General features: G+C 54.5%; 19 protein-coding genes. 5 read left to right on the top strand and 14 right to left on the bottom strand.

The window, feature by feature from the left end:
• Positions 1–23: 23 nt before the first annotated feature.
• The 3 genes from KJS42_RS19960 to KJS42_RS19950 form a co-directional block, all read right to left on the bottom strand.
• Positions 24–1,442, bottom strand: coding sequence for an ABC transporter substrate-binding protein (locus KJS42_RS19960; protein WP_213623918.1), 1,419 nt, complete (start codon positions 1,440–1,442; stop codon positions 24–26).
• Positions 1,443–1,766: 324 nt separating this feature from the next.
• Positions 1,767–2,798 (bottom strand): LacI family DNA-binding transcriptional regulator, encoded by a 1,032-nt coding sequence (locus KJS42_RS19955; RefSeq protein WP_193415629.1) that lies wholly within the window; start codon positions 2,796–2,798, stop codon positions 1,767–1,769.
• A gap of 511 nt (positions 2,799–3,309) precedes the next feature.
• The gene (locus KJS42_RS19950) at positions 3,310–4,005 is read right to left on the bottom strand and encodes a DUF6273 domain-containing protein (protein WP_244868561.1); all 696 of its coding nucleotides are present in this window, start codon (positions 4,003–4,005) and stop codon (positions 3,310–3,312) included.
• Between the two features lie 164 nt (positions 4,006–4,169).
• On the opposite strand from KJS42_RS19950, the gene KJS42_RS19945 reads away from it, so the two are divergent.
• Genes KJS42_RS19945 through KJS42_RS19935 form a run of 3 tightly spaced genes read left to right on the top strand, consistent with a single transcriptional unit; the run spans position 4,170 to position 5,784 of the window.
• Positions 4,170–4,526, top strand: a complete 357-nt coding sequence (locus tag KJS42_RS19945; protein ID WP_155608583.1) for a PadR family transcriptional regulator — start codon at positions 4,170–4,172, stop codon at positions 4,524–4,526.
• Positions 4,523–5,197: a permease prefix domain 1-containing protein gene (locus KJS42_RS19940; RefSeq protein ID WP_213623916.1), complete on the top strand. Its 675-nt coding sequence runs from the start codon at positions 4,523–4,525 to the stop codon at positions 5,195–5,197. Before KJS42_RS19945 ends, KJS42_RS19940 begins: the two co-directional genes overlap by 4 nt.
• The gene (locus tag KJS42_RS19935) at positions 5,194–5,784 is read left to right on the top strand and encodes a DUF4825 domain-containing protein (RefSeq protein ID WP_213623915.1); all 591 of its coding nucleotides are present in this window, start codon (positions 5,194–5,196) and stop codon (positions 5,782–5,784) included. Before KJS42_RS19940 ends, KJS42_RS19935 begins: the two co-directional genes overlap by 4 nt.
• A 150-nt stretch (positions 5,785–5,934) precedes the next feature.
• Here the strand turns inward: KJS42_RS19935 and KJS42_RS19930 are convergent, their stop codons facing one another.
• Together KJS42_RS19930 and KJS42_RS19925 are read right to left on the bottom strand one after the other, a co-directional pair.
• On the bottom strand, positions 5,935–6,159 hold the full coding sequence (locus tag KJS42_RS19930; protein WP_213623914.1) for a hypothetical protein: 225 nt from the start codon (positions 6,157–6,159) through the stop codon (positions 5,935–5,937).
• Positions 6,108–6,452, bottom strand: a complete 345-nt coding sequence (locus KJS42_RS19925; RefSeq protein ID WP_068787158.1) for a DUF1492 domain-containing protein — start codon at positions 6,450–6,452, stop codon at positions 6,108–6,110. Before KJS42_RS19925 ends, KJS42_RS19930 begins: the two co-directional genes overlap by 52 nt.
• A 179-nt stretch (positions 6,453–6,631) precedes the next feature.
• Between KJS42_RS19925 and KJS42_RS19920 the strand changes: the two genes are divergently transcribed.
• Positions 6,632–6,856 carry a hypothetical protein gene (locus tag KJS42_RS19920; protein ID WP_193415634.1) on the top strand — a complete coding sequence of 75 codons (225 nt, stop codon included), beginning with the start codon at positions 6,632–6,634 and terminating at the stop codon, positions 6,854–6,856.
• 186 nt (positions 6,857–7,042) lie between these two features.
• Here the strand turns inward: KJS42_RS19920 and KJS42_RS19915 are convergent, their stop codons facing one another.
• From KJS42_RS19915 to KJS42_RS19885, 7 genes are all read right to left on the bottom strand, one after another.
• Complete coding sequence (locus KJS42_RS19915; RefSeq protein ID WP_213623913.1) at positions 7,043–8,080, bottom strand: glycoside hydrolase family 18 protein; 1,038 nt, start codon at positions 8,078–8,080, stop codon at positions 7,043–7,045.
• 66 nt (positions 8,081–8,146) lie between these two features.
• A complete protein-coding gene (locus KJS42_RS19910) occupies positions 8,147–10,786 on the bottom strand; it encodes a transglutaminase domain-containing protein (RefSeq protein ID WP_213623912.1) in 2,640 nt (879 codons plus the stop codon).
• Positions 10,787–11,842 (bottom strand): carbohydrate-binding family 9-like protein, encoded by a 1,056-nt coding sequence (locus KJS42_RS19905; RefSeq protein WP_213623911.1) that lies wholly within the window; start codon positions 11,840–11,842, stop codon positions 10,787–10,789.
• Between the two features lie 271 nt (positions 11,843–12,113).
• Positions 12,114–13,559 (bottom strand): alpha-L-fucosidase, encoded by a 1,446-nt coding sequence (locus KJS42_RS19900; protein WP_244868560.1) that lies wholly within the window; start codon positions 13,557–13,559, stop codon positions 12,114–12,116.
• Positions 13,560–13,625: 66 nt separating this feature from the next.
• A complete protein-coding gene (locus tag KJS42_RS19895; RefSeq protein WP_193415638.1) occupies positions 13,626–15,272 on the bottom strand; it encodes an extracellular solute-binding protein in 1,647 nt (548 codons plus the stop codon).
• Positions 15,273–15,315: 43 nt separating this feature from the next.
• Positions 15,316–16,221, bottom strand: a complete 906-nt coding sequence (locus KJS42_RS19890) for a carbohydrate ABC transporter permease (RefSeq protein ID WP_193415639.1) — start codon at positions 16,219–16,221, stop codon at positions 15,316–15,318.
• A gap of 18 nt (positions 16,222–16,239) precedes the next feature.
• Positions 16,240–17,202: an ABC transporter permease gene (locus tag KJS42_RS19885; RefSeq protein WP_213623910.1), complete on the bottom strand. Its 963-nt coding sequence runs from the start codon at positions 17,200–17,202 to the stop codon at positions 16,240–16,242.
• 401 nt (positions 17,203–17,603) lie between these two features.
• On the opposite strand from KJS42_RS19885, the gene KJS42_RS19880 reads away from it, so the two are divergent.
• Complete coding sequence (locus KJS42_RS19880) at positions 17,604–19,850, top strand: helix-turn-helix domain-containing protein (protein ID WP_239483510.1); 2,247 nt, start codon at positions 17,604–17,606, stop codon at positions 19,848–19,850.
• A 74-nt stretch (positions 19,851–19,924) separates the two neighbouring features.
• Here KJS42_RS19880 and KJS42_RS19875 read toward each other — a convergent pair whose 3' ends face one another.
• Complete coding sequence (locus tag KJS42_RS19875; protein WP_213623909.1) at positions 19,925–21,094, bottom strand: Rho termination factor N-terminal domain-containing protein; 1,170 nt, start codon at positions 21,092–21,094, stop codon at positions 19,925–19,927.
• 22 nt (positions 21,095–21,116) lie between these two features.
• A complete protein-coding gene (locus KJS42_RS19870; protein ID WP_213623908.1) occupies positions 21,117–22,103 on the bottom strand; it encodes a Gfo/Idh/MocA family protein in 987 nt (328 codons plus the stop codon).
• Positions 22,104–22,476: the final 373 nt, after the last annotated feature.

Genomic DNA, 22,476 nt, shown 5'->3' with positions numbered 1-22,476 from the left:
ATGTCTTTGCTACCTAGCTAAATTTAGTTCTTCCAGCCTTCCTGAATTTGCGCCAGCGCTTCATCCAGCGTAGCCGTGCCGCTCACGTAGTCGGTCATTCCCTTCCAGAAGGTGCCGGCACCCACTTTACCCGGCATCAGGTCAGAACCGTCGAATCGCAGCGTGGAAGCCTCTTGCACGAGCTTCGCCATGCGGCGATCCGCCTCAGAGGTATACCAGTCAAGCGAAGCGTCGTTCATCGGCGCAATGACGCCGCCGGATTGTACCCAAGATTTAATCGATTCGCCGGTCGTGAAGAACTCCATGACGGCCCGAACTTCAGGGCGATCGTTGAACATCGAGTAGATATCGCCGGCGACAAGCACCGGTTTGCCATATTGCTCATCAATCGGCGGCAGGTAGAACCAGTCGTAGTCTTCATCGATTTTCGCCGTTTCCGGGAAGAAGCTGGTGATGAAGTTAGCTTGACGGTGCAGCCACACCTTCGGCGGATTGTCGAACATCGGGGCCGGCGAATCGCCAAAGGCCGTGGTCACGATCGACTTCGTTCCGCCATACACATAATCCGGGTTCATCCAGATTTCCGACATCTTTTCCACCGCGTGCTTCACTTCAGGGGAAGTAAATGGCAGTTCCCCGCTAACCCACTTATCATAATTCTCCGGCGAGGTCGTGCGGAGCATGATGTCTTCGACCCAGTCGGTAGCCGGCCAGCCTGTTGCCGCGCCGCTTTCGATCCCGATGCCCCAAGCGGTGTCGCCATCCTTAGCGATTTGTTCCGTCAGCGCCATCAGCTCATCCCAGGTTTGCGGAATGGTGTAGCCCGCTTCCTCAAACTGTTTCTTCGGATACCACACCAAGCTCTTCACGTTGCTGCGGTTCCATACGCCCGCCATGATTTTACCGTCCTTGCCGTCCATCGTCGCCATGTCGAGCCAACTTTGATTGTAATTGGCCTTCAGCTTCTCCTGATCGAGAATGCCGGTAAGGTCAATGACCTTGCCGGTTTTGGCTACGGCAGCCAGCAATCCCGGCTGCGGGAAGTCGGCGATATCGGGTGCGTTACCGCCGTCCACGCGGACGTTGATGGTCGCCTCAAACTCCTTAGAGCCTTCGTATTGGATATCGATGCCCGTCTTTTCCTCGAAATCCTTGATACTGGTCTCGAATTTCACCTGGTCGGCGTCCACGAATGGCCCGAACATCGTTACCTTGGTGCCTTTATATTCGCCTTTCAACGCGAGCTCCAGCGGCGAGCCGGTGGCTGCGGCGTCATTCGTAGCGGTGCCTTCATTCGTATTCTGCTCCGTGGTTCCGGTGTTGGCCAGGGCCGCCGGTTCGTTATTTGCCGCATTGTTCCCTCCGCCGCAAGCGCTGAGGAGAAGCGTAAACGATAATCCGCTAACAAGCAGTAAAGAAGTCCATTTTGATCTTTTATTCATTGACCCTACATCCCCTTCGATATGTTGTATGAGAAACCATCTGAAGGTCTGGCTGACAATGGAACGCTATTCGGCAAATCACCTCCTTGAAAAGCATTTCAACAGTCGTATGAATGAAGCTCCCCCTGAATCCGTTTTCATTTTGGTATAAGTGTATGACCTGCCCAACTGGAATGTTCCGTTTTTTTGAAAAGCTTTTCAAAAAGTTATTGGTAACTTTGTTGATTGCGTAGTTCGTAGTGGTGTTCGTGTAAGTAGTGATCGTGTAGGTGGTGTTTGATCGTGGTGCGTTCATGTGGATTGGGTTCAAGTTGGTACACGTTGTTAAATCGTGGTTGCTCTTTCTCGCGACGATTCGCGGACGATGAGTTTGTGTTGGAGGACTTCTCGGGGCACCGTTACACTGCCGGTTGTCAGCAGCTCATGCAGCTTCTCCGCCGCACGGTGGCCCAGGTCATAGATGGGTTGAGATATCGTTGTCAGTTTTGGAATGTACATGCCGGCCATGCGGTGGTTGTCGAAACCAACGACGGACACTTGCCCCGGCACAAGAATGTGCCGATCCCGAAGGTACGAAATCGTCCCCATGGCAAACTCATCGGCGACGCAGAACACGGCGGTCAATGGAGGATGCTCGGTAAACAGCTCGTGTGCAGCCTGATACGCATGTTCGAAATAGTGACTGGCAAATTTCACATTGGCGATGTTGGACGTCAGCCCGTATTCCGTCATGGCTCGGACAAACCCCGCGTAACGCGGCGGTCCGGAAATCGAGTTCTCGTGATTGAAACCGATCATCCCGATTTGGCGATGCCCAAGCTCGATCAGGTAAACGGCCGCGTCGTAAGCTGCCGCCTCGTCGTCGACTTCAACGCAAGGGATCTCGTATTCATCCGAATGGGAGGACACCATGACAAAGGGGATCCGGCAGCCCACCAGCTTCTCGTAATACTCCGGAAACATTTTGTCGCTGGCAAACACAATACCGTCCACCTGCTTCTCATGAAACGCGTCGATATAGGATAACATCCGTTCCTTATCGCGGTCCGTGTTGCAGATCATCAGGCTATAACCCAGCTTGTTGCAGGCATCCTGCATTCCCCGGATCATTCCGGCGTAGTACATATTTTCGATGTCGGGGATCAATAGCCCCAGGGTAAAAGATTTCTTGTAAATCAGTCCGCGGGCGAACGCATTCGGCTGATAGCTCAGCTCCTCAATCGCTGCCAGCACCCGTTGCCGCTTACTCTCAACCACACTTGCCGGCGCGTTCATCACGCGCGAAACCGTGCTTATGGAGACACCTGCTTTATTGGCAACATCGCGTATCGTTGGTTTGTTTTTGTTTTTGTTCATGTCGGCATCCTCGGTTTGAAAAGCTTTTCAATGCGATTATAACAAGGGGTATTTTGGAATACAAGAGTTTTTTTGAAGCGCTTACAAATTTATGGTTCATAGGGCCATTTGCCGTCTTTTCACCATTATCCCTTTGGCTCCGGTTTCGCGTAACAGATTGTCCCTAGGTGTTCGGTTACGCATCAACGTATATCCAATTGAGATCCGTTTCAGATCAACAACTATCCCTTTGCGTCCGGTTTCGGCGTTAACGTTGTCCTGTGACTCGACTCGACCGAGGTTCTAACGGAACCAGATGACGCTAATGTCCATTTCCCGCGCAATTTTCCAACCTAACGGAACCAGAAGACGTTATTTGGCTCAAAAGGGGTCTAGTAGGCTTGGTTTACGTCAAATAACGTCTCTACGTTCCGTTAGATTTTCGAACAACTAGTTTCCCGCCAAATAAGGGCTCTACGTTCCGTTAGAAACGGATCACATGGGACTCTGCAGCAACAGATCGATATTATCGTCACAATCCTGGTGTGCCTCCCTCTAATATCTTTAACCTGATCGCCGGCCGCACGCCATCTCGCGCCAGACTGACATTGGCATAGCTGCGGATGCTGTGCCCGGGACCGATAAAATGGGCGCGTGATGGCTTATTGCCCCGCGTGCGCAACCACCACCAGGAACAGCCCTCCTCCTTGCCGTTTCGCAGAACGTAATTGTCTTTCTCGCCCTTGTCGTAGACATAGAGACTGCAGCCGTCGGGCTTCTTCAACTTCGCGTAGTCCGTCCCCGCGGCGGTTAACCACGTTTTGCCGAGGGCCGCGGTGAACGCTTTGATCTCTGCCACGCTTAGCAGAAACACTTTGTCCTCCGTATCCGGACTCCCCTCTCCATGATCCGAACAAGGCGTAAGCTTGATGAGATCCTGTTCCTCTAGGCTAAAAGCAGCAGGATAGAACTCCTCGTTCAACCACTGCCGCAAATCACAATCTCGCCACGTTACCTCTGCGGCATCGCGCCACGAAATATCTGCGCTTTTTCCGTGATATCGCTTGCACTCCAAGATCTCCTCGCTTAGGAGAAACAATTCGCTGCCCGTGTTCTCAAGAACCCGCCATACAATGGGTTGGACTTCCCCGTCAGCGGATTGCGGGTACGAACCGAAAGTCAGGCGTTCCCCAGGCTTAATGGTCGGATTCGCTATTCCCTTTGACAAGTTAACTCTCTCCATCACGCTAACTCCCCCTTCATCCTCAGTCTACCTATCTTACAACATGTTGCCGGGGGATCCGCAACTCTATCTCCTTTGGGGGCACCGCGACCAACTACCTTGACACACATAGTAATATGTTTTACATTGTTCTCTGAAGAGGTGAACGCATGAACGATAGCGCCATCAGCCGGGATTTGATCCGCGGCCATATTGATACGATTATTCTCCGGGTGCTGCTGGAGGGCGATAACTACGGTTATGAGATCATGAAATCCATCTCCGTCATCAGCCAGGACCGCTACGAATTGAAGGAGCCGTCGCTCTACACCAGCCTAAAGCGATTGGAAGCTCAACAGCTAATTGAGTCCTATTGGGGCGAAGACCGCAGTATGGGCGGACGGCGCAAATATTACCATATCACCCTTGCAGGAACTGAAGTGTACAAAGCTAATTTGTCGGCATGGAAAACATCCCGCGAAATCATTGATGTCTTAATCGAGAAACAGGAGGGATCCCCATCGTGAATCCGCTGCAAAAACACGTGGATCGTTTATTCGCCGGATACCCGGCAACCGGACGTATTCGCGAGCTGAAGGAGGAAATCCTCGGCAATCTGGAAGCCAAAGCCGCCGATTACATGGCCGGCGGAATGGAGTACGAACAAGCCGTCCAGGCCGCCACGGCCAGCTTAACCCGTATCGACGGGCTGATTGACGAGAGCCCGCAGATCTATGTGAACCGCTATCGGCTGGATCTTCTGCAAAAAACGCTGTTTTTTACGCTGATTCTGTGGATACTCACCATTCCTTTACGCATGATTGAACGCACGCCGCTCAGTTTTTTGTTCTTGGTCCTCGTCCTGCTGCTCGGAATCCTATATTTGGTCCTGAACTTCGTCTGGCGCGGCCATGCGCTTGAAGTTACGTCTCCGCGCAACCTCCATGTTGCCCGGAGACGAAGCCGGATGGTTTGGCTATTATGGGGCCTGTTCATTCTCGTCACCCTCTTGGCTATTACTGCCCTGCGATTCGGCAGCAACATCTGGTTTGGCCATCAGGTAAAAATCGGCGGTCCTTACCAGTTTGCCGTACTTGGCATTCAATACGCCAAGCCTTTTCTGACGATCTTGATTCCCTTGGCGTTCCAGGCAAGCACCACGCTGATCTCGAAACACGAGGCGGGTGAATTGGAATGACGGCCCAACGCTTCAGACGTTGGAACATCGGAATACTCGCATTGCTCCTCGCGGGACTGGTCTGCTTTGGGGTAGTAGAAGGTGTGGCGCTACCGCGCCAGGATCAGCGCGAAGCTCAGTATACCGCTGACCAGAACAGTCCGATAACCCATGATATTGCCCGAACCGCTCATTACGCGACGCCCTACATGGGCGACGCCTCTAAAGTAACCGGCCTGTTCCGTTCGCTTCCGCTCGGCTCGATTCGCTCCTTTGCGCTGGATCCGGACGTATTTACCGTACAAGTGAATCTGGATTCTTCAACGCCGTTGGCGGATCGGGATCGCGACCCTGCATATCTATACAGCGCGACCGCTGCATTCGCTTATGTCGATAACCTGGAGGCCGTCATTTTCAATGAAGGAGCCGTTGCGTACCGCGTAACTCGGGAAGATCTGCTGACCTGGTACGGCGTCGATGGGTTTTCCGCATTCACCCGTGACGCCGCTGTTTGGAAAACAGCGGTGCAAAGCAAGCTCGAGGATGCGGAGTATGCAGGGCGCGCTTTCCAAGAACTGTTCCACAATACGCAGGTTCTGTCCGATTAACGCTGTTAACCTTTATCGCTTTCGGCAGGTGAAGCCTTTTTCCGCACTCATCTATAAGGGAAATCCGGGAAACTGAATAACAACCGATTTGATAAAAAAAAGTCGGTCAGGAGAAAACCTCCTGGCCGACTTTCGTTCGCGTGTGTGTCACTATTCCTCCTCCCGCCTCTTGATCATCTCCAGAAACTCGAGAATGATGTCGGAAACGGCGTCCTCTTCGGACATATGGATAAACTTGCTTATATGCATAATATCGCCTTTAAACAGCTCAATTAACTTTAACGTCGATTCGGGATCGTTTTCCCTGGACTTTTGGAGCAAAATCAGGAACTCATCATCATCCGGGACAACTCTTTGATCATCTTTCGTTTCCATTTGTTCACCCCTTGCTGACTCATATTCAACTCGCGGGCGACTTCCCTCTCCGTTTTGTCCTGCAAGTATATCTTGGAGATGATCGTTTTTCCCGTCGTGGAAGGAAGCGCATTGATCAGCTGTCTCACAACGATTTTATTATCAGAAGATGAGGTGAAGCAGGTTACGGCCGGCTCGACTCCATTGAATGAACATTCCCGTTTTCTTACGACTCTCGCTCTGTATTGGACCCTCCATGCGATTCGATAAACTTCTTTCCGGTATTGCTCGTACACGGTATGTTGTTCCTTCAAAACTACCTCCCCCTTTCATATTCATCTTCTATGTATAGGGAATTTTCAAGGGGGTTTTCACAACCATTTTTATATAAGTAATTATGATTATAACATTTTTTCTATTTTTTGGTTGTACCTAGGCAAACTTTTTTTCCCCATATAGTGAAGGGCCCAAAAAATTCAAGGAGGTAACAATTATGCAGGTTGCGGATATTGTGTCGTTGGTTGCCAATGTAGGTTTTCCGGTCACGCTTTGTTTCATTTTGATCAAATATGTGCTGCAAACCGTCGGCGATAAACTGGGCAAAATCGAGACTTCCCTGCAGGCCCTCTCCGAGGAGGTGCAGCGTCTGGACGCCATTCTGGATGAAGACCGGTCACCCTCCGGTTCCCCCGTCATCAAAGAAACTAGGAAACTGTGAAAATTCCCTAACGGGAGGTTGTACCGCAGGATCAGGCGAAAAACGCCCCTATTTATATCTATGGCGAGCCCGGCACATTTAGAACATTTGATGTCAGAAAAAAAGCCCCATGCTCCGCTATCCCTTTGACTCCGGGGATTTGGCGATCCATGAGGCTTTTATTATTCCGCAGTTGGGAGCTCACGCTTACGGCTTGGTGAGTCCTTGGTGCAGTGCATCCAGCAGCCGGAGCGTCCGGTCGCAGCCATACTCCCAGAACATCACCCCAGCCAGCTCTTGCTCTTTGACGTATTCGCATTTGCAGCGAATGGAAGTTTCGTCATCGTAAGAGATAAACGTTTGGCCATCGAAGAGATACGGCGCTTGGGCCTCGTCATCCCAGTAACGGACAAATCCGTTACGATCGATATACTCGGCGGTCAGCGCTGTAAAGTCCGGGCCGTACCCACCGGGGCCGGGGGACATTTGATACAATCCGCGATTGACGTTCGGAACGTCCTTCCACATGCGCGAATAGAACGCCGCGCCGATGACGATTTTCTCCTTCGGCACCCCGGCTCGGACAAACAGGTTAACCGATGCGTCAACGCTGATGCGAAACAGATCGCCTGTCCCTGTGTACAGATTGGTGTGGTGACCGGTCAACGTCTGGAACCCGCCTCGCATGTCGTACGTCATCAACTGGACGAAATCGAGGTAACGCTGCACCTCGGCCATCGCCGTGCCGTCGATATAGTATTGGTCCGCGCCCGCCGCGATCGTCAGCCCATAATGGCGGCCGTCTCGCTCGCCTTGCCGATCCAACGCTTCCCTCATCGTGCGCAGCAGCAACGTGAAATTCACCTTATCCTTCGGACTGGCAGCAATGCCTGCCGCGGCATAACAAGGGTACTCCCAATCCAGGTCGATTCCGTCAAGCGCATGCTCCGTGACAGCCCGGACTGCTGACTCGGCCATCGCCTGCCGGCCGGCTTCCGTCGAAGCGGCTTCCGAGAAGCCGCCGGCACTCCAGCCGCCTACGGAGAGCAGGATCGTCAGTCCGGGATGTTCCCCTTTCATTTCGGGCAGCAGCCCCAGGTTCTGCAGATGCCCGGTTTCGATTCGATCCTCTCTCACATGTCCAAAGGCGATATTCATATGGGTCAGCTTCATCAAATCTTCCTTCGTCAGTTCAGGGAGATGGCGGTCGCTGACATATCCTGCCACCACATAGTTCAGGCTCATTTGGGCGCTCCTTCCTTTGCTTGCGCGGCCATCAGAATCGGCGCAAGCCTGTCATCCATTTGTCGACTATAGCTCGCTTAACACTTGCAACGCTTCTTTGCCGCTGCCCGGTTTATAACCGGATTGCATGTAGCGGATGTTTCCCTCGCGATCCAGCGCAAATAAGTGTGGGAAGCCCCCGCCCCCCAGTTGGATGCCGGCAGCGGTCAAATCTTTCAACGCCGCGTAGCCGGGGTCGCTTACGAATACCGTGCCGCCCGGCAAACTGGCTGTAGGGAGGGCAGGGGCGGCCAGAGCCGGCTTGCCATCGTCGCTGCCGAGAACAAAGATCACTGGGATGCCAAGGACATCAAACGTTTCCGCGAGTTCTCCCGTTTCGCGCAGCAGATGCTTCGACGGCTCCCGATCCGGCTCCAACCAAGCGATCATCGCGCCGCGTTCTCCTCCGCAAAGCGCACTGAGCGTTGTTTTGGTCCCATCCGCTCGCCATAGCGGCGTTTGCGGATCGGGGGTCCCGTACACGGGGATATGCTGCGACGGAGCCGGAAAGCTTAGCGTGACCTGTGTCTCCGTCTGCTCGTCAACCCGGCAGTACGTCAGCCGCCCTAGGACTGTGCCGTCTTTCAACCGCACGCCGGTCGTGATTCGGTATTCCCCCGGCTCCACCTCGAAAGCCGTATCGTACACATCGGTTTTGCCATGTGGATACAGCAGTGTTTTGTAGTAACCCCCCTCAAGCCGAGCGAGGGTGAAGTTCTCCATGTACGAAGCGACCGGCTCATCGGTTCGGCCTTCCGCTTCGCGGCCCAGGCGCAGCATGCCAATACGACGGAGTGCCTCTTCCTCCGTATCTACCTCTTCCCGAACCGGCCCGACTGGGGCGTCCACCCACGTTCCGCCCGCGTTATACTGCGGTTTCTGCTCACTGGGATGCAGCCTTGCCGGAATGCCCAAGCTCCGGCATAAGGCGACGAACAAGATGTCCAGCGAGCCTTTGTCGGCGACCCGCAGCTGGAACGTGCCCAGCGGCCCCGCTTTCCCACGCAGGTTCCCCGGCCCTTCGCGCAGCTCCCAGCCTTCATTCAGAAGCCTTGCAATCCGGGATGGATCTTCTTGATAGAAGGCCACCTCCGCTTCGGTAAAGCGGGCCTGCAGCTCCTTCCGGTAGGGGCCGATCATTTCAAACAACACCCGCGGGCACATGACATACGGCACGAACAGCTCCCGGCCGTAGGAATCCTTCCATGGCAGCGATCCGGCCAAGTGGTCGTCCAGCGTCTCCCGCATCGTATCGGTCAAATCCTTCTCCCGTAGGCTCTCGAGCAAAAGCAGCGGCCACTCTCCGTGTTCTGGGACGCGCTCCTCCAGGAAAGCGGCGATCTCCCGGCCATTGCCGCGGGCAGGCTCCAGCACCTTCCACAACCGCTCCGCCGGTAACCCGAGCTGGGCCGCGAGCTGCTCGGCTTCCGCCTCCGTCAGGAACGTCTCCTCGTAAGCCCGGCGCAAAGCGGCCCCTTCGGCCACCCGCTGTTCATGTCGCCGCAGCAGTTCCGCGGAGAGCGGTTCTGATTCCGGCCCATCCAGCTCCGGTGGGGGCACCATTTCGAAGTCTTCGGTTCCGATCGGCTGATCCGATATCGCTCCGTTTAGTACGACCTCGAACCGGTCTCCATCAGCGATCCGTATCTTTCGCTGACCCCAGGCCTCATTCCGTACGGCCCGGACGATGAGATCGCCGTAACCGGTCGTGAACCGAGCTTCGCCCTGGTCATCCGTCACCAGCTCGGCCAGCGGGAACAGCTCGGCATAGTTATACAGCTGGAACTGCACCCTCGCTCCTGCCGCCGGCGTGCCGTCCGCCTCTCTCACCTCCACGGCAATCGTCCGGGTTGGCGCATAATTCGCCAGCAGGTTTAGCTCCGCATACGGTCCACCCTTCACGGTGATTTCCTCCGGGCCGGGATAGGTCGCCGGGACGCGGGTGTGCACCAGCATCGCCCGGCGCGCCGGACCGCTGAACCAGCCTTGGTCCAAGCGGGCTTCCGGCTCGCATGCGCCGATGTAATGCCACTTGCCGTCGGCCCAAGCTTCGACCCAGGCATGGTTATCGTCGCAGTGCGCCCAACGCGGCGTATAGCATTGCCGCGCCGGAATGCCGATGCTGCGCAGCGCCGCGACCGCCAGCGTCGACTCCTCGCCGCAACGACCCCGCGCGTTCCGGATCATGCCAAGCGGCGACAAGGTGCGCAAGTCGCTGCCGATGTAGGTGGCTTTTTCATGGCACCAATAATTCGCCTCAAGAATCGCCTCCGCCATCGAACATCCCGCCGTCCGCGGTCCCAGCTCCGCATAAATCACCTCGCGAAACTTTTCGATGTTCTCGGTGTTCACCCGGCACGGCAACACGAAATGCAAGAAGAGAGGATCGGGAACCCGGTCGCCCCAAGGCACCCGCTTTCGAACCGCCAACGCCTGGCGGACATGAGCCAAGAACAGCGATCCGTCGTAATCGGCCAAATCGTTCAGTGGCATATGCACATACAGGAATTTCAGGGCCCATGTCTCTTCCGTAGTCAGTGGGCCGTCAAATTCCCCAAACAGCGCCTTCTCCCGGCCTCGGGCCAGCGTTCGAATCTCCGCAAACCTGCGTTCAATCTGCTCCAGCTCCTGTTCGCTCAGCGAAAACGCCGGTGTCTCTACGCTCATCTACGATCGCTCCTTCCACAGTTTTCCGTCTTCCCGAATCATGAAAATCCCGTTCCCGTCAGAGGTGGTCGCGGATATCTCAAATCTCCCGCCTGCCGCCTCGACCTTTGGCCGGATGCGAAACGTATTCATTTCTTCCGCGGTGACGAGTTCAGCAAGCTCCGCAGTAAACCGCCCGCAGCGGGCATAATAGCTGCGCTGCCGGTAATATAACCGCCGAAGCTCCCATTTGACGTATTCATCCTGCGGCAGCGGGAACCCGGCGGATCCCCCGCCCGCATCGGCGCTTTCATCCGCAAATACGACATAACCCCACAATTCGGGGTAATGCATGTTTACGATCCCTTGCGGAGACCAGACCCAGTTGTCCTCGGGATAAGGGTTCCCGGTCGCAGGGTTGACTTGCTTGACGTACCGCCCATCCTGCACCTCCACCTGCCATTCCACCCGGGAGAAGTTTACCCTCCAGAATTCGCCCGGCACCGGTGGCCGCCCCTCCGGCGCGCATTCGCGCAGCGAAGCCCATGGCATCGCAATCTCTACGCTCCATAGACGGTTCTTCGCGGCAGGATGGTTTAGCTCCCCGTCTATATACACCGCGGTGCGTAATCCGCGAATATCCCAGCCGTTTACCGGCGGGCCGCCGTCACGGTACGGCTTGACCAGCAGCAAATCCCAAACGGTATTCAGCGCGTTGATTTCAAATTCGTAGTACAGATGGCTGTCGCCGTCCGGATCAATGAAAATCTCGAAATCGTTGTCATGAAAAATCACCGAGTCCCGTTCCGTCAGCGTCCCCCAAATTTCATCCTCCTCCATTTCGGCAGCCACGTAGAAATGCTCGTCATCCCATAGCATTTTCGCCCGCGTCCGTTTCCTTGGCTTGGGCCGCAGGTCGCCTTCGATGTCGACGAAGTCGTCGGTCCATGCGGCGGCATCCCAGAACGGCTTATCGATCCGCCCGTCCAAGACGAGCGGCCCGGCGACGGCCCGTTTGCAGACATACGTTTTCGGGGCGAACTCGATCACCGGTTCAGGCACTTTGCTGAAATTCACTATCGTTCTCTCTCCTTTCCTGATTGAGGTAAAGTTCGCCAACCGGTCCTTGAGCTAACGCTAACGGACCCCAGCGCCGTTATTTTGCCGATAAGCTCTGTTTTCAAAATCTAACGGACCCAGTTGACCTTATTTGGCGTTTTCGAGCAGTAATCCGGACTATTCCGAGTCAATAACGGCTCTCCAGTCCGTTAAATGGCAAATTGACATCTTTTCCGGAAAATAAGGTCTTTCAGGTCCGTTACGCACATGTCATTGAGGCCCCCCGCCCTCACCGGATGCGCAGCACCCAAGCGATCGGCGTCTCCTCCTGCCGCACAACGTCCGGCAGGCGAACCGCTACCCCGCCTTCCAGCGACGGGCGGAAATCCAACCCCTCGGCTCCGCCAACGAGGTCGATCCGGCCGATGCCGGAAGCGGGAAGCGGCAGCAGCAAGTCCCCCGCCGTTGCTTCAGCGTCCTCTTGAAGCAGCACTAACGCGTATCTTGTGTCCCCTTTGCGCGTGAAGAAGCTATTCCCTGAAGCGTACGGCTCACAGATCCGCGTTCCGTAAATCGCTTCGCCGTAAACCTTCAGCCACTCGCCTAGCCCCTTCATCCGCTCGAGCGCCGGTCTCGGCAGCCGGCCGTCCGGCTGCGGCCCGACGTTCAGCGCCAGATTGCCGCCTTTGGCGACGATTTCGACGAGCAGGTGGACCAGCTCGCGGACGGACTTGTAGCTGTCGCTATAGCTGAACGAGAACGAGTGTCCCATCGTGATGCAGCTCTCCCAAGGGACGGTGAGCGGTTGCTCCGGCACCGTTTGCTCCGGCGTGATGAGGTTCTCGTACGGCCCGCCAACCGTGCGGTCCGCCGTCAACAGCCACGGCTGGATCTGCCGTGCCTTCTCCACTACCTCGCCAAGCCGGATGTCTTGATCGCGGCGGGCGTTTACCCACCCGGCGTCCAGCCACAGCATGTCGATGCGGCCGTACCTCGTCATCAGCTCCATGATTTGCTCATGGGTGAACTGGACGAATCGCTCCCAGAGCCAAGGGTATTGCTTCGGATCGTACGAGGGCCCGCGCCACATTCGGCTGCCTCGTTCCATGCCCGGCGCCCAATAATAAGGCGTATGCCAGTCCGCCTTGGAGAAATAAGCGGAGATCGCCAACCCCTCGGCACGGAACGCATCGAACAAGTCCCGGCAGATGTCCGCATAACGGTGCGTATGGAACGGACAGTCCGGTCCGGTGATCCGGTAGTCAGTCGTATGCGTATCCCACATGCAAAAGCCATCATGGTGTTTTGTCGTAAACGTCAAATATTTGAAGCCGCCCTCAGCCGCGGCGTTCGCCCATAATTCCGGCTGGAAGCGAATCGGATGAAACGTACGGTTCAAATCAAAATATTCCTGTTTGAAGCGTTCCATGTCTTCCGTCCAGTCGATGTCGTTCCGGGACCAATCCCCGTCCTCGTCGCTGAGCGCCCAGGATTCTACCAGTCCAAGCTGGGAGTAAGGCCCCCAGTGCATCATCAGGCCCAGCTTCTGATCCTGGAACCATTCCAAACGTTCCAAGATCACCGGGTCCTCCGGCTTCACCCAATTTCGTTCGCTGCTGTAATTGTGTACGCCTTGCTCCACCGCCGGTTCAGCCGCAAAAGGCGCCTCGGTGGGCGCCTCGGTCTGCGGCTCGGCCGATGGCTCCAGGTTCGTCGCGGATTTCTCCTCGCTCATGGATGCCTCCTTATCTCGGTCCGAAAATGTAAGTTAACGTTTCAAGGTTTATCTTCCTTAGGTTTCTTAGCTTCCTTGATTCCAACGGTCATAGGCGGCTTGATATACTTCGGCGACGCGATCGCTGCCCATTTTCTTCAGTTGGCTGACGTATTTATCCCAGTTCTCGAGCGGCTCTTGGCCGGTCACGAACTTCGCCTCCATTTGCGTCACATACGTCTTCAGGTCGGACAGCAGGGCGGAAACCTCGGATTGTTCATCGGTCGTCAAGAAAGCGTTCGGGAACGGCGGCTTGCCGATCGGAGCTAACTTGGTTTGCGTTTGCTGATCAATCCATTCGTCGAATTCGCTCTTCAACCCGTTTGTCAATTCTTTCAGATTGACGCCCGGCGTCAAAATACCGTAGTTTGGCGTAATGGTTCCGCGATAATCCTCACGTTCCTTGCCGCCAGGTACCGGTAGCCATTCCTTGACCTTGTTTTCTTTATCCTTGTACTGCCACAGCAGTCCTTCCGGACCTTGGGTCCACAAGGTGGCCCCTTCATAGCTGTATTGATAGTCGATCCAGCGCATCGTGGCTTCCGGACTCGGGTTGCTCTTCGTAATCGCGAACGTCCCGTTAGCGGACATGCCCGGATGCTTGCCGTACACCGGCGTACCGGCAATTTCGCTGGCCACCGGCGTCATCAGCGGATGATCGGCGTTTGGCTCCCCGCCAAGCGTGAAGTAAGGATGATAATCACTAAACAAGGCAACCTGGTTGTTTTTACCCTTTGCTTTCTTCTGGTCGTCGGTTTGAGAGAACGTCTCATGGTCCAACAACTCATCCTTCCACAAGCGGTTCATAAAGGTCAGATAACCCTTATATCCTTCCTCTTGCGGCGAATAGTGGACTTTGCCGTCCTTGTCGGCGTAGATGACCGTGTCATACATTCCCCAGAACCCGAGGAAGAACATTCGCAGATCGTCCAACTTGACGGAGGAAAGCGGAATTTCGTCGGCTTTGCCGTTGCCATTCGGGTCTTCTTCCTTAACGCGCTTCAAGTACGTGTACAACTCTTCCGTCGTCTTCGGCTCCTCCGCGTTCAACGCCTTCAGGAACTTACCGTTATACCACATCGGGCCGCGGTACCATACCGCCGCGGTATCGATGAACGGCAGGGCATAAATATGTCCGTCCGTAGTCGTGATATTCTTGCGTACATCTGGATTCTCATCGAGGATCTTCTTCAAGTTAGGCGCGTAGTTGTCGATCAGATCCTCCAGAGGAATCAGAATTCCTTGGCTGCCGTAGGTGACTTGCTCCGCTGGAGTAATGTCTGCTGCGTACAGCATGTCCGGCAGGTCGCCGCTGGCGAAGACCAGATTTTTCTTCGTACTGAAGCTATCGATCGGCGAGGTTTGAAACTCTACTTTGATCCCCGACAGCTTCTCCATCTCTTGAATGACGGGCATCGTGTTCCAGTCCGCCATTCCCGCGTCGGGAGCGAACATCGTCAACGTAAGCGGCTCATCGACAATCGGAAAGCCATCTTTCTTTACGCCTCCGGTATTCTCGGAATTGGAAGCGTTCGTGCCCGAGTTCGCCTCGCCTCCCGAATTGCCTGCCGTGTTGCCGCCCGCCGTATTGCCGGATGAACCGCAGGCCGCCAGCAACGAGGCCAGCAGGAGCAAGCTCAAGGCTAACGCTCCGCGTCTTTTCAGCTTCTGCATGAATGAATCCTCCTTTTGAATAGGTTATTGATGTATGGCAAGATCATCCCTTAACGGAACCGATCATGACACCTTGCACAAAATAGCGTTGCAGGAAAGGATACACCACAATGACCGGCAGCGTGGCCACGATAATGACCGCGTATTTGACCAGCGCGGCCACTTCCGCCCGGTTATTCAGCGCCGTCGCCGTAGCGGCATCGATGGAGCCGGTTTGCGACGACATCTCCTGCAGGACGAGAATTTGCCGGAGTACGAGCTGCAGCGGATATTTCGCATGGTCGTTCAGGTAAATCATCGCGGAGAAGTAGCTGTTCCAGTGCCCGACTCCAAAGAACAAGGCCATGACCGCGATAATCGAAGTCGACAGCGGCAGGATGATGCGGAAAAACAGCCGGAAATTACTGCAGCCATCGATTTCCGCTGCCTCCTGCAGCTCCTTCGGAATCGTCGATTGGAAATACGTCCGGCAAACGATGAGATTCCAGACGGAGGTAGCCCCCGGCAAAATCAGGGCCCACATGCTGTTCACCAAGCCCAGATCCTTGATCAGCAAATAGGTTGGCACCAGCCCGCCGCTGAAGAACATCGTGACCATGAAGATCCCCATGAACAAGTTCCGTCCAACAAAGTCTTTGCGGCTGAGCGCGTAAGCGGCCGGGATCGTCACCGCCAGATTGACCATCGTACCCAGCACCGTATATAGGATCGTGTTCCCGTAGCCGGTCCAGATTTGCGGATCTCGGAACACCCGCTGATACCCCTCAAAGGTGAGGCCCATCGGCCATAACCACATCTCCCCGGAAGCGACGTATTTCGGGGTGCTGATCGAGGCGCTGATGATATACAGAATCGGGTAAGCGACGACGACCAGCGCTAGTAACAGAAACACATAGTTGCAAGCCAGAAATAGCCGATCCCGCCGCGTTTCTTTAATTGCCGATACCACGTTCCCCACTCCTTTCTTCTACCATAGGCTGTTTTCGCTGGTGCGACGGACGATCTGGTTGACGGTAATGAGCAGAATCGCGTTCACGACGGAATTGAATAAGCCAACCGCCGTGGAGAAGCTGTACTGCGCATCCAACAAGCCTGATCGGTATACGAATGTTGAGATGACGTCGGAGGATTCCATGTTCAGCGGGTTTTGCAGCAGCAGGATTTTCTCAAATCCCACGCCGAGCAGGCTGCCCATATTCAGAATCATCAGGATCGTGATCGTTGGCAGAATCGCCGGTATATTGATGTAACGGATCCGCTGCAGGCGTGAAGCCCCATCGAGGATAGCCGCTTCGTGTAATCCCGGATCAACGCCGGTCAGCGCCGCTAAGTAAATGATCGTCCCCCAGCCGGTCCCCTGCCACACGTCGGAGAATACATATACCGTTTTAAACCAGCGCGGGTCAGTCAGAAAATCGGGCGGCGTGAAACCAAACGCTTCGATCACATTGACGATCATGCCCGTTGAAGGCGTCAGGAACGTAATGATCATCCCGGCCATGACAACCATCGATATAAAATGCGGCGCATAGGTCACGGTCTGTACCGTCCGTTTAAAGAAGCCGTCTTTCACCTCATTAAAAGCCAAGGCCAGGATAATCGGGAGCGGGAACCCTACGACCAGCCCGTAAAGACTGATGCCCAGCGTGTTCCACAGCAGATCCCAGAAATAATAGGAATTAAAGAATCGGACGAAGTGGTCGAAGCCTACCCACGGACTTCCCAGAACCCCGTTTACAGGTATGAAGTTTTTGAATGCGATTTGGATCCCGTACATCGGAACGTAACTAAAGATCAGAACGCTTAATAAAGCCGGAGCGATAAAAATGTACAACTGCCAATTCCGGAGGATTTTTGTCCTGAGTTTCCTTTTCGTAGCGAACGGGGTAATCGGCCTGGTGTCAAGAACGGTTGGCGCGCTTTTCTGCATCAAACAACTCCTCCTTTTTTTCTGAAGTGTACCGGAGCTCCCCCACCCTCGTAAATATGTCATTTTGCTTTACGTTAACAAAGCGGAGAGGCAAATTTAACAAATCGGACGATTTTTGTGTCATTAAAGTTGACATGTCCTTGTCCCGAGGCAGCGGCGGCGATGTGTATTTTTTTACTGACAATACCCCGAACTACGGCAACAACGGGCGGCAGACAAGCCTCGATAAGCAAAAATAACATGCTCTTTCCCGATGAACCGCTACTTTCTTCCCTTGCGTTATCCGGGAATCTCCTTTACATTTTAGATAAAAAAATAGAGCGGACAGGGGGCAGACGCAAAGTGAAGCTGAATTATTTCAAGTCTAAACTTTTCAAAAATACACCTGGTCTTACTTGTTCATGCTACTGGTTCCACTTGCATTGTTATCGGTCTTCATCTATAACAGCGCGGTCCGCAATCTCCGCTCCGAAATCGAACAATCTCATTTAAATCAGTTGTCCCAGGCCCGAACGATCGTCGACACCCATGTCAAACAACTAAGCGATATTGCCTCGCGGGTTGCTTACGACGTTCAGTTGGCCCGCTACCGCGTACACGACCCGTATTACAGCCTGGAAGCGATCAATGCACTCAAAAATTACAAAGCGACCAGCCCGATCATCGGGGAGATGTTCCTGTACTTCCATGGGGATGAGAAGATTTATTCCACCGCAGGAATGACCAGCTTGGACGTGTTTCACGAGCATTATCATTTTCTGGACTGGGAGGGTCCGAAGCTGGTCCAGGATCTAAACTCCGTCAAGTATCCCGTCATCCAACCTACCGAGATGCTCAATCAAAATGGAAACATGCGGCAATCGGTCCTGGCCTACCTCGTGCCCATCACCCCGAACAATCCGAATCCGCATGGAACATTAATGTACTTGATTCGGAAATCAGAATTGACCGGGCTGATTGATACCATTCTCGGTAACTACGAAGGGTCATCCTATATTTTCGATAACAACGGTCGCGTAATGGCCTCCAAAAACAACCAAGAACAACCGCTTCAGGGAACGGACCTAGAAAAATTGTTTACGCTTTCAACAGGAATCCACAGCATCGATTTAGGCGGGGTATCGCATTCGGTCGTCTCGGTCAAGTCGGACATGAACGGCTGGGAATACGTTACCTTGATGCCAAGCGCACAGTTTCTGGGCAGCGTGCTACACCTTCGAAGCTTGATGATCTTGCTCTTGACCGTGCTGGTGGTCGTCGGAACCGCGGCCGCCTTGATCTTGGCCCGGCGACAGTTCCATCCCATCCACGATCTCCTCGAGTTCGCCGATTCCAAGTCGAAGTCTGGCCGGCCAGCCGCGGAACCTCGCAAATCCGGCAACGAATTGGACCGCATCCGCACGGCGCTGCAGGAATACAGCTCGCGTGCCGATTTGCAGGAGCCGTACGCGCGCAATCATTTTCTATTGATGCTGCTGAAATACGGAAATGCTCGCAGCCTGGTACCGCAGCTTTTGCATTCGCTGGAAATCGACCTGACCAAAGCTCAATATTTCGCCATGGTCATCGGCCGGGATGAGGAATCGAAGAGTCGGTTGGACAGTCATGATTGGCAGGCAATGATTGGCCGCCTTACGGCGGCGGAGGTTCCCGAATACGGAGCGCGCCTGTACAGCGTCGAGCTACCCAAGCCGGGGCAGATCGCGTTAATCGTCGGCTTCGATAAGGTCGGATCCTGGTCCGGGCCCGATCAGTTCCGCCGGATCGTGCATCGCATCCACGACAACTTGTTGGAGCGGTTCCGCATCGACCCTATGATCGGTGTGGGTACTTATTACAACGATCCCGACCAGTTGAACCAATCGTTCATCGAGGCCTGCTCCGCCTTCGAGTCTCGGATGTTTGCCGGACACGGCAGCATCACGTTCTTCGAGAAGCTGTCTCATACACCGGGAGAAACGTCATGGGTGCCGAAAAACGAGTTGCTGAAGTTATCCCAAAGCTTAAAACAAGGCAGTTATGAGGTCGCGGCCCAAACGATCGCCGAGGCAATGAATGTGTTACAGGGTCCGGACCTGACCGTCGAGATGAAGCGCTGCATCAGCTTTGACATCTTGAACGCCATCCTGCGCACGGGGATGGAGATGGGCATTCGCGATTGGACGCCCGATATTCCCGGATCCGATGCGTTTAATTCTTTGCAGGAGCTGGAGCGCCACTTCCTCCGCCTCGCTTCTCGCATCTGTGAGCTTGCCCTGCAGAACGAACGTAAGGAAGAGCATTCCCTGATGGATCGGATCGTCGCTTATATCGACAGCAACTTCATGGATCATGCTCTAAGCCTGGAGGCAATCTCTTGCAAATATTCGATTTCGGTATCCTATTTCAGCCGCTCTTTCAAGGATCAGATGGGCATCAACTTCGTTCAGTACATCTGGCAGAAGAGAATGATGGCGGTGATGAACGACCTGACCTCCACCAACGATCCGCTCAAGGACATCATCCAGCGAGTTGGTTATCTCGACACCCCGAACTTCATTCGCAAGTTCAAGAAGGAAACCGGCCTGACCCCGGGCCAATACCGCAAGCTCTTTTCCCAAGCGGAATCAAGCGATCCGCCAATGTCAGATTCGGCTGATGTCGGGTAGTCGTCACTGAATGCCAAAAAAGGCCGTCTAAGCTTTGTAGCGCTTAGACGGCCTTTTTGTTGATATCACTAAGTTTACTTACCGCAGCATTTTTTGTATTTCAAACCGCTTCCGCATGGGCAAGGTTCGTTGCGGCCGATTTTGTTGGATCGGACCTGCTGAACGATATGTCCTCGTATGGAGGGCGTCGCCGGTTGATCGCCGGACATCTCCTGCATCTGGCGCAGCTCGTCCAGCGTATGTCCGGCGTTAGACCACATCCGGGTATGGTCGTATACGTCGGTGATAAGAGCGACGGTTTGCTGTGCCTGTTGTTGGGACGTAAAATCCAGATCCCGTCTCTCAAACTCGTAGAGAAGATCCTGCAGCGAGGCTTCCATCGAGCAACTGAGCTGAATGTCATCGACCAAATACTCCGCGCTTTCCGGATCCAGGCGGAATTCCTTGGTAACGAATTCCCGCAGCGCCGTGAGCTGCGGGGTGATCTCAAAATAATCGTGATCCGCATATTTGAACAGCTCTTGCTGGTCCGGTACGAAATGAGGTTTCCCTTGCACCTTGTCTACGAGGTCCTCAAACTCTTTGTCTTCCATGTCCAACGATGCGATATATCCCTTCCGCAGCTCGAAATACTGATCCGTCCGCTGAAGAAAACTTTCAAGCTGTTGCAGCAATTCCTCTTCCGAGATGGATTCGCCGCCGTTCTGGGCATTGATGATTTCTACCAGCTTGGCCGGCGCGATGATTCCGTACAAATTGATCGCAGACATCAGGTAGTTATAGAGTTGATGGCTCCTTTGCAACGCTTTGCGGAATGACGGCTGGTCCAGCTTCCGGATGGCGGACTTTACTTCGTCTGGGATCACCAAATACAGCTGATTATTCTCAAAGAAGGTAAACAGCAAGCCGCGATCCAGGAAATAATAGTAATACCCGAAGGGAGTCGCGTTGCTGGGTTGATAGGAACCGTCCAGCAGCGAACCAAACAGCTCCCATTCCTTGGGCCGGCTATTGAGGAAGGCCGTTTGAAGCATCTCGGAGTCCTCCATGCCTGCCTGCACAGCGGCAATGAGCTCCTCCTTCTTCATTTTGGAACGTCCGGAGATGTTGTAGACCGAGGCTAACGCAGCCAGCCTGGTTTTGGTGAGGCTTGGCAGGATCTCTGCCAAACGCTGCATCCGCTCGCCAATGATGGCGTGCTTAATATTATTTTCTTCCAGCAATTGATGGGTATCATCGATCATTTGAAACTACTCCTTCTTGATTTCATTCGAACGGATATTTCAGACCCCACTGCCCGCGAATTTGATCCATCAGGCGCAGGATGGCCAGCGATTCATCCAGCGGGATGTCGCTGTTTTCGGTCAAACCGGCTTGCAGGGCCCGGCCAACAGCCTCGGCTTCATAGGCATAACCCTTAAAAGTCCGGTTATCGCTGACCGTCTCGGGCTCTTCCCCGTCGACGTACAACGTAGCTGTGGTCGCGTTAAGGAACCCCGGCACGTAAATCTTGCCGTTCGTCCCATGGATATACGCGTCGTTGCCGATCGCCAGTCGTACGGCACCATTCAAGGAGGCGGTTGCCCCGTTCCCGTAAGTCAACAACACGGAGAAGTGTTCGTCGACCCCCGTTTCCCCGAGGTGTGCCGTGCTTTGAACGCTTTGCGGATGCGGACCCAGCACCATGGACGCGAACGAAATCGGGTAGATGCCGGCATCCAGCAATGCCCCGCCGCCAAGTTCCGGATTGAGCAGTCGCCCGGCCGGATCCCAGCCAACGCGGAATCCGAAGTCGGCTTTCACCAGTCGAACTTCGCCGATCCGTCCGGCCGCCAGCCATTCCCGCACACGGCGAATGACCGGCAGGAACCGCGTCCACATCGCTTCCATCAGGAACAGCTTGCGTTCGCGCGCATAAGCAACCAGCTCTTCAAGCTCCGCGGAATTGACCGTAAACGGCTTCTCGCAAAGGACCGCTTTCCCCGCCCGCAGCGCGGTCATGACGTTGTCCTTGTGGTAAGGATGCGGAGTGGCTACATAAACGGCGTCCACCTCCGGGTCAGCCACCAGCTCCTCATAGCTTCCATACGCTTTGGAAATCCCGAACTTCTTGGCAAACGCCTCGGCTTTCTCCAAGTTTCTCGACCCGATGGCATACGCTTCGCCATTACTGGCGGATGCCAGGTCCCCCGCAAACGACTCGGCAATCCCGCCGGCCGCCATGATTCCCCACTTGATTGTCGCCTCTCCCATTGATCCTTCCTCCTTCGACGCGATCCTTACTTAGGCTAATTATACCTTTTTGCGGTGGATGAGGAAACGGAACGTATTGGAGCAGAGCTTCTCCCACTGAAGACGGAAGAAATGTTGCACTTTCTGCAGGATTTCATTCCCACCCAGGCTCACAAGGATAAAATGTTTCGAAAATACAAAACCCAGAAACCCCAAAAATGCTGCAGTCTGTGCAACATTTTCGAACTAAACGGTCGGAACTCCGCAAATTTATCGCACAAAGTGCAACATTTTGAGTCAATCCCACATTAACGGCCGCATGCGAGCTCTGGTCTTGCCCGCCGATATGATATAATCGATAAGCGCGGGACGAGCCTTAACCATCGAATCCCGC

Origin of the sequence: Paenibacillus sp. J53TS2 (assembly GCF_018403305.1) — a bacterium.
Taxonomy (GTDB): Bacteria; Bacillota; Bacilli; order Paenibacillales; family Paenibacillaceae; genus Fontibacillus; species Fontibacillus rhizolycopersici.
The sequence above is the reverse complement of the archived record's forward strand: the minus strand, read 5'-3'. Positions and strand labels throughout refer to the sequence as shown.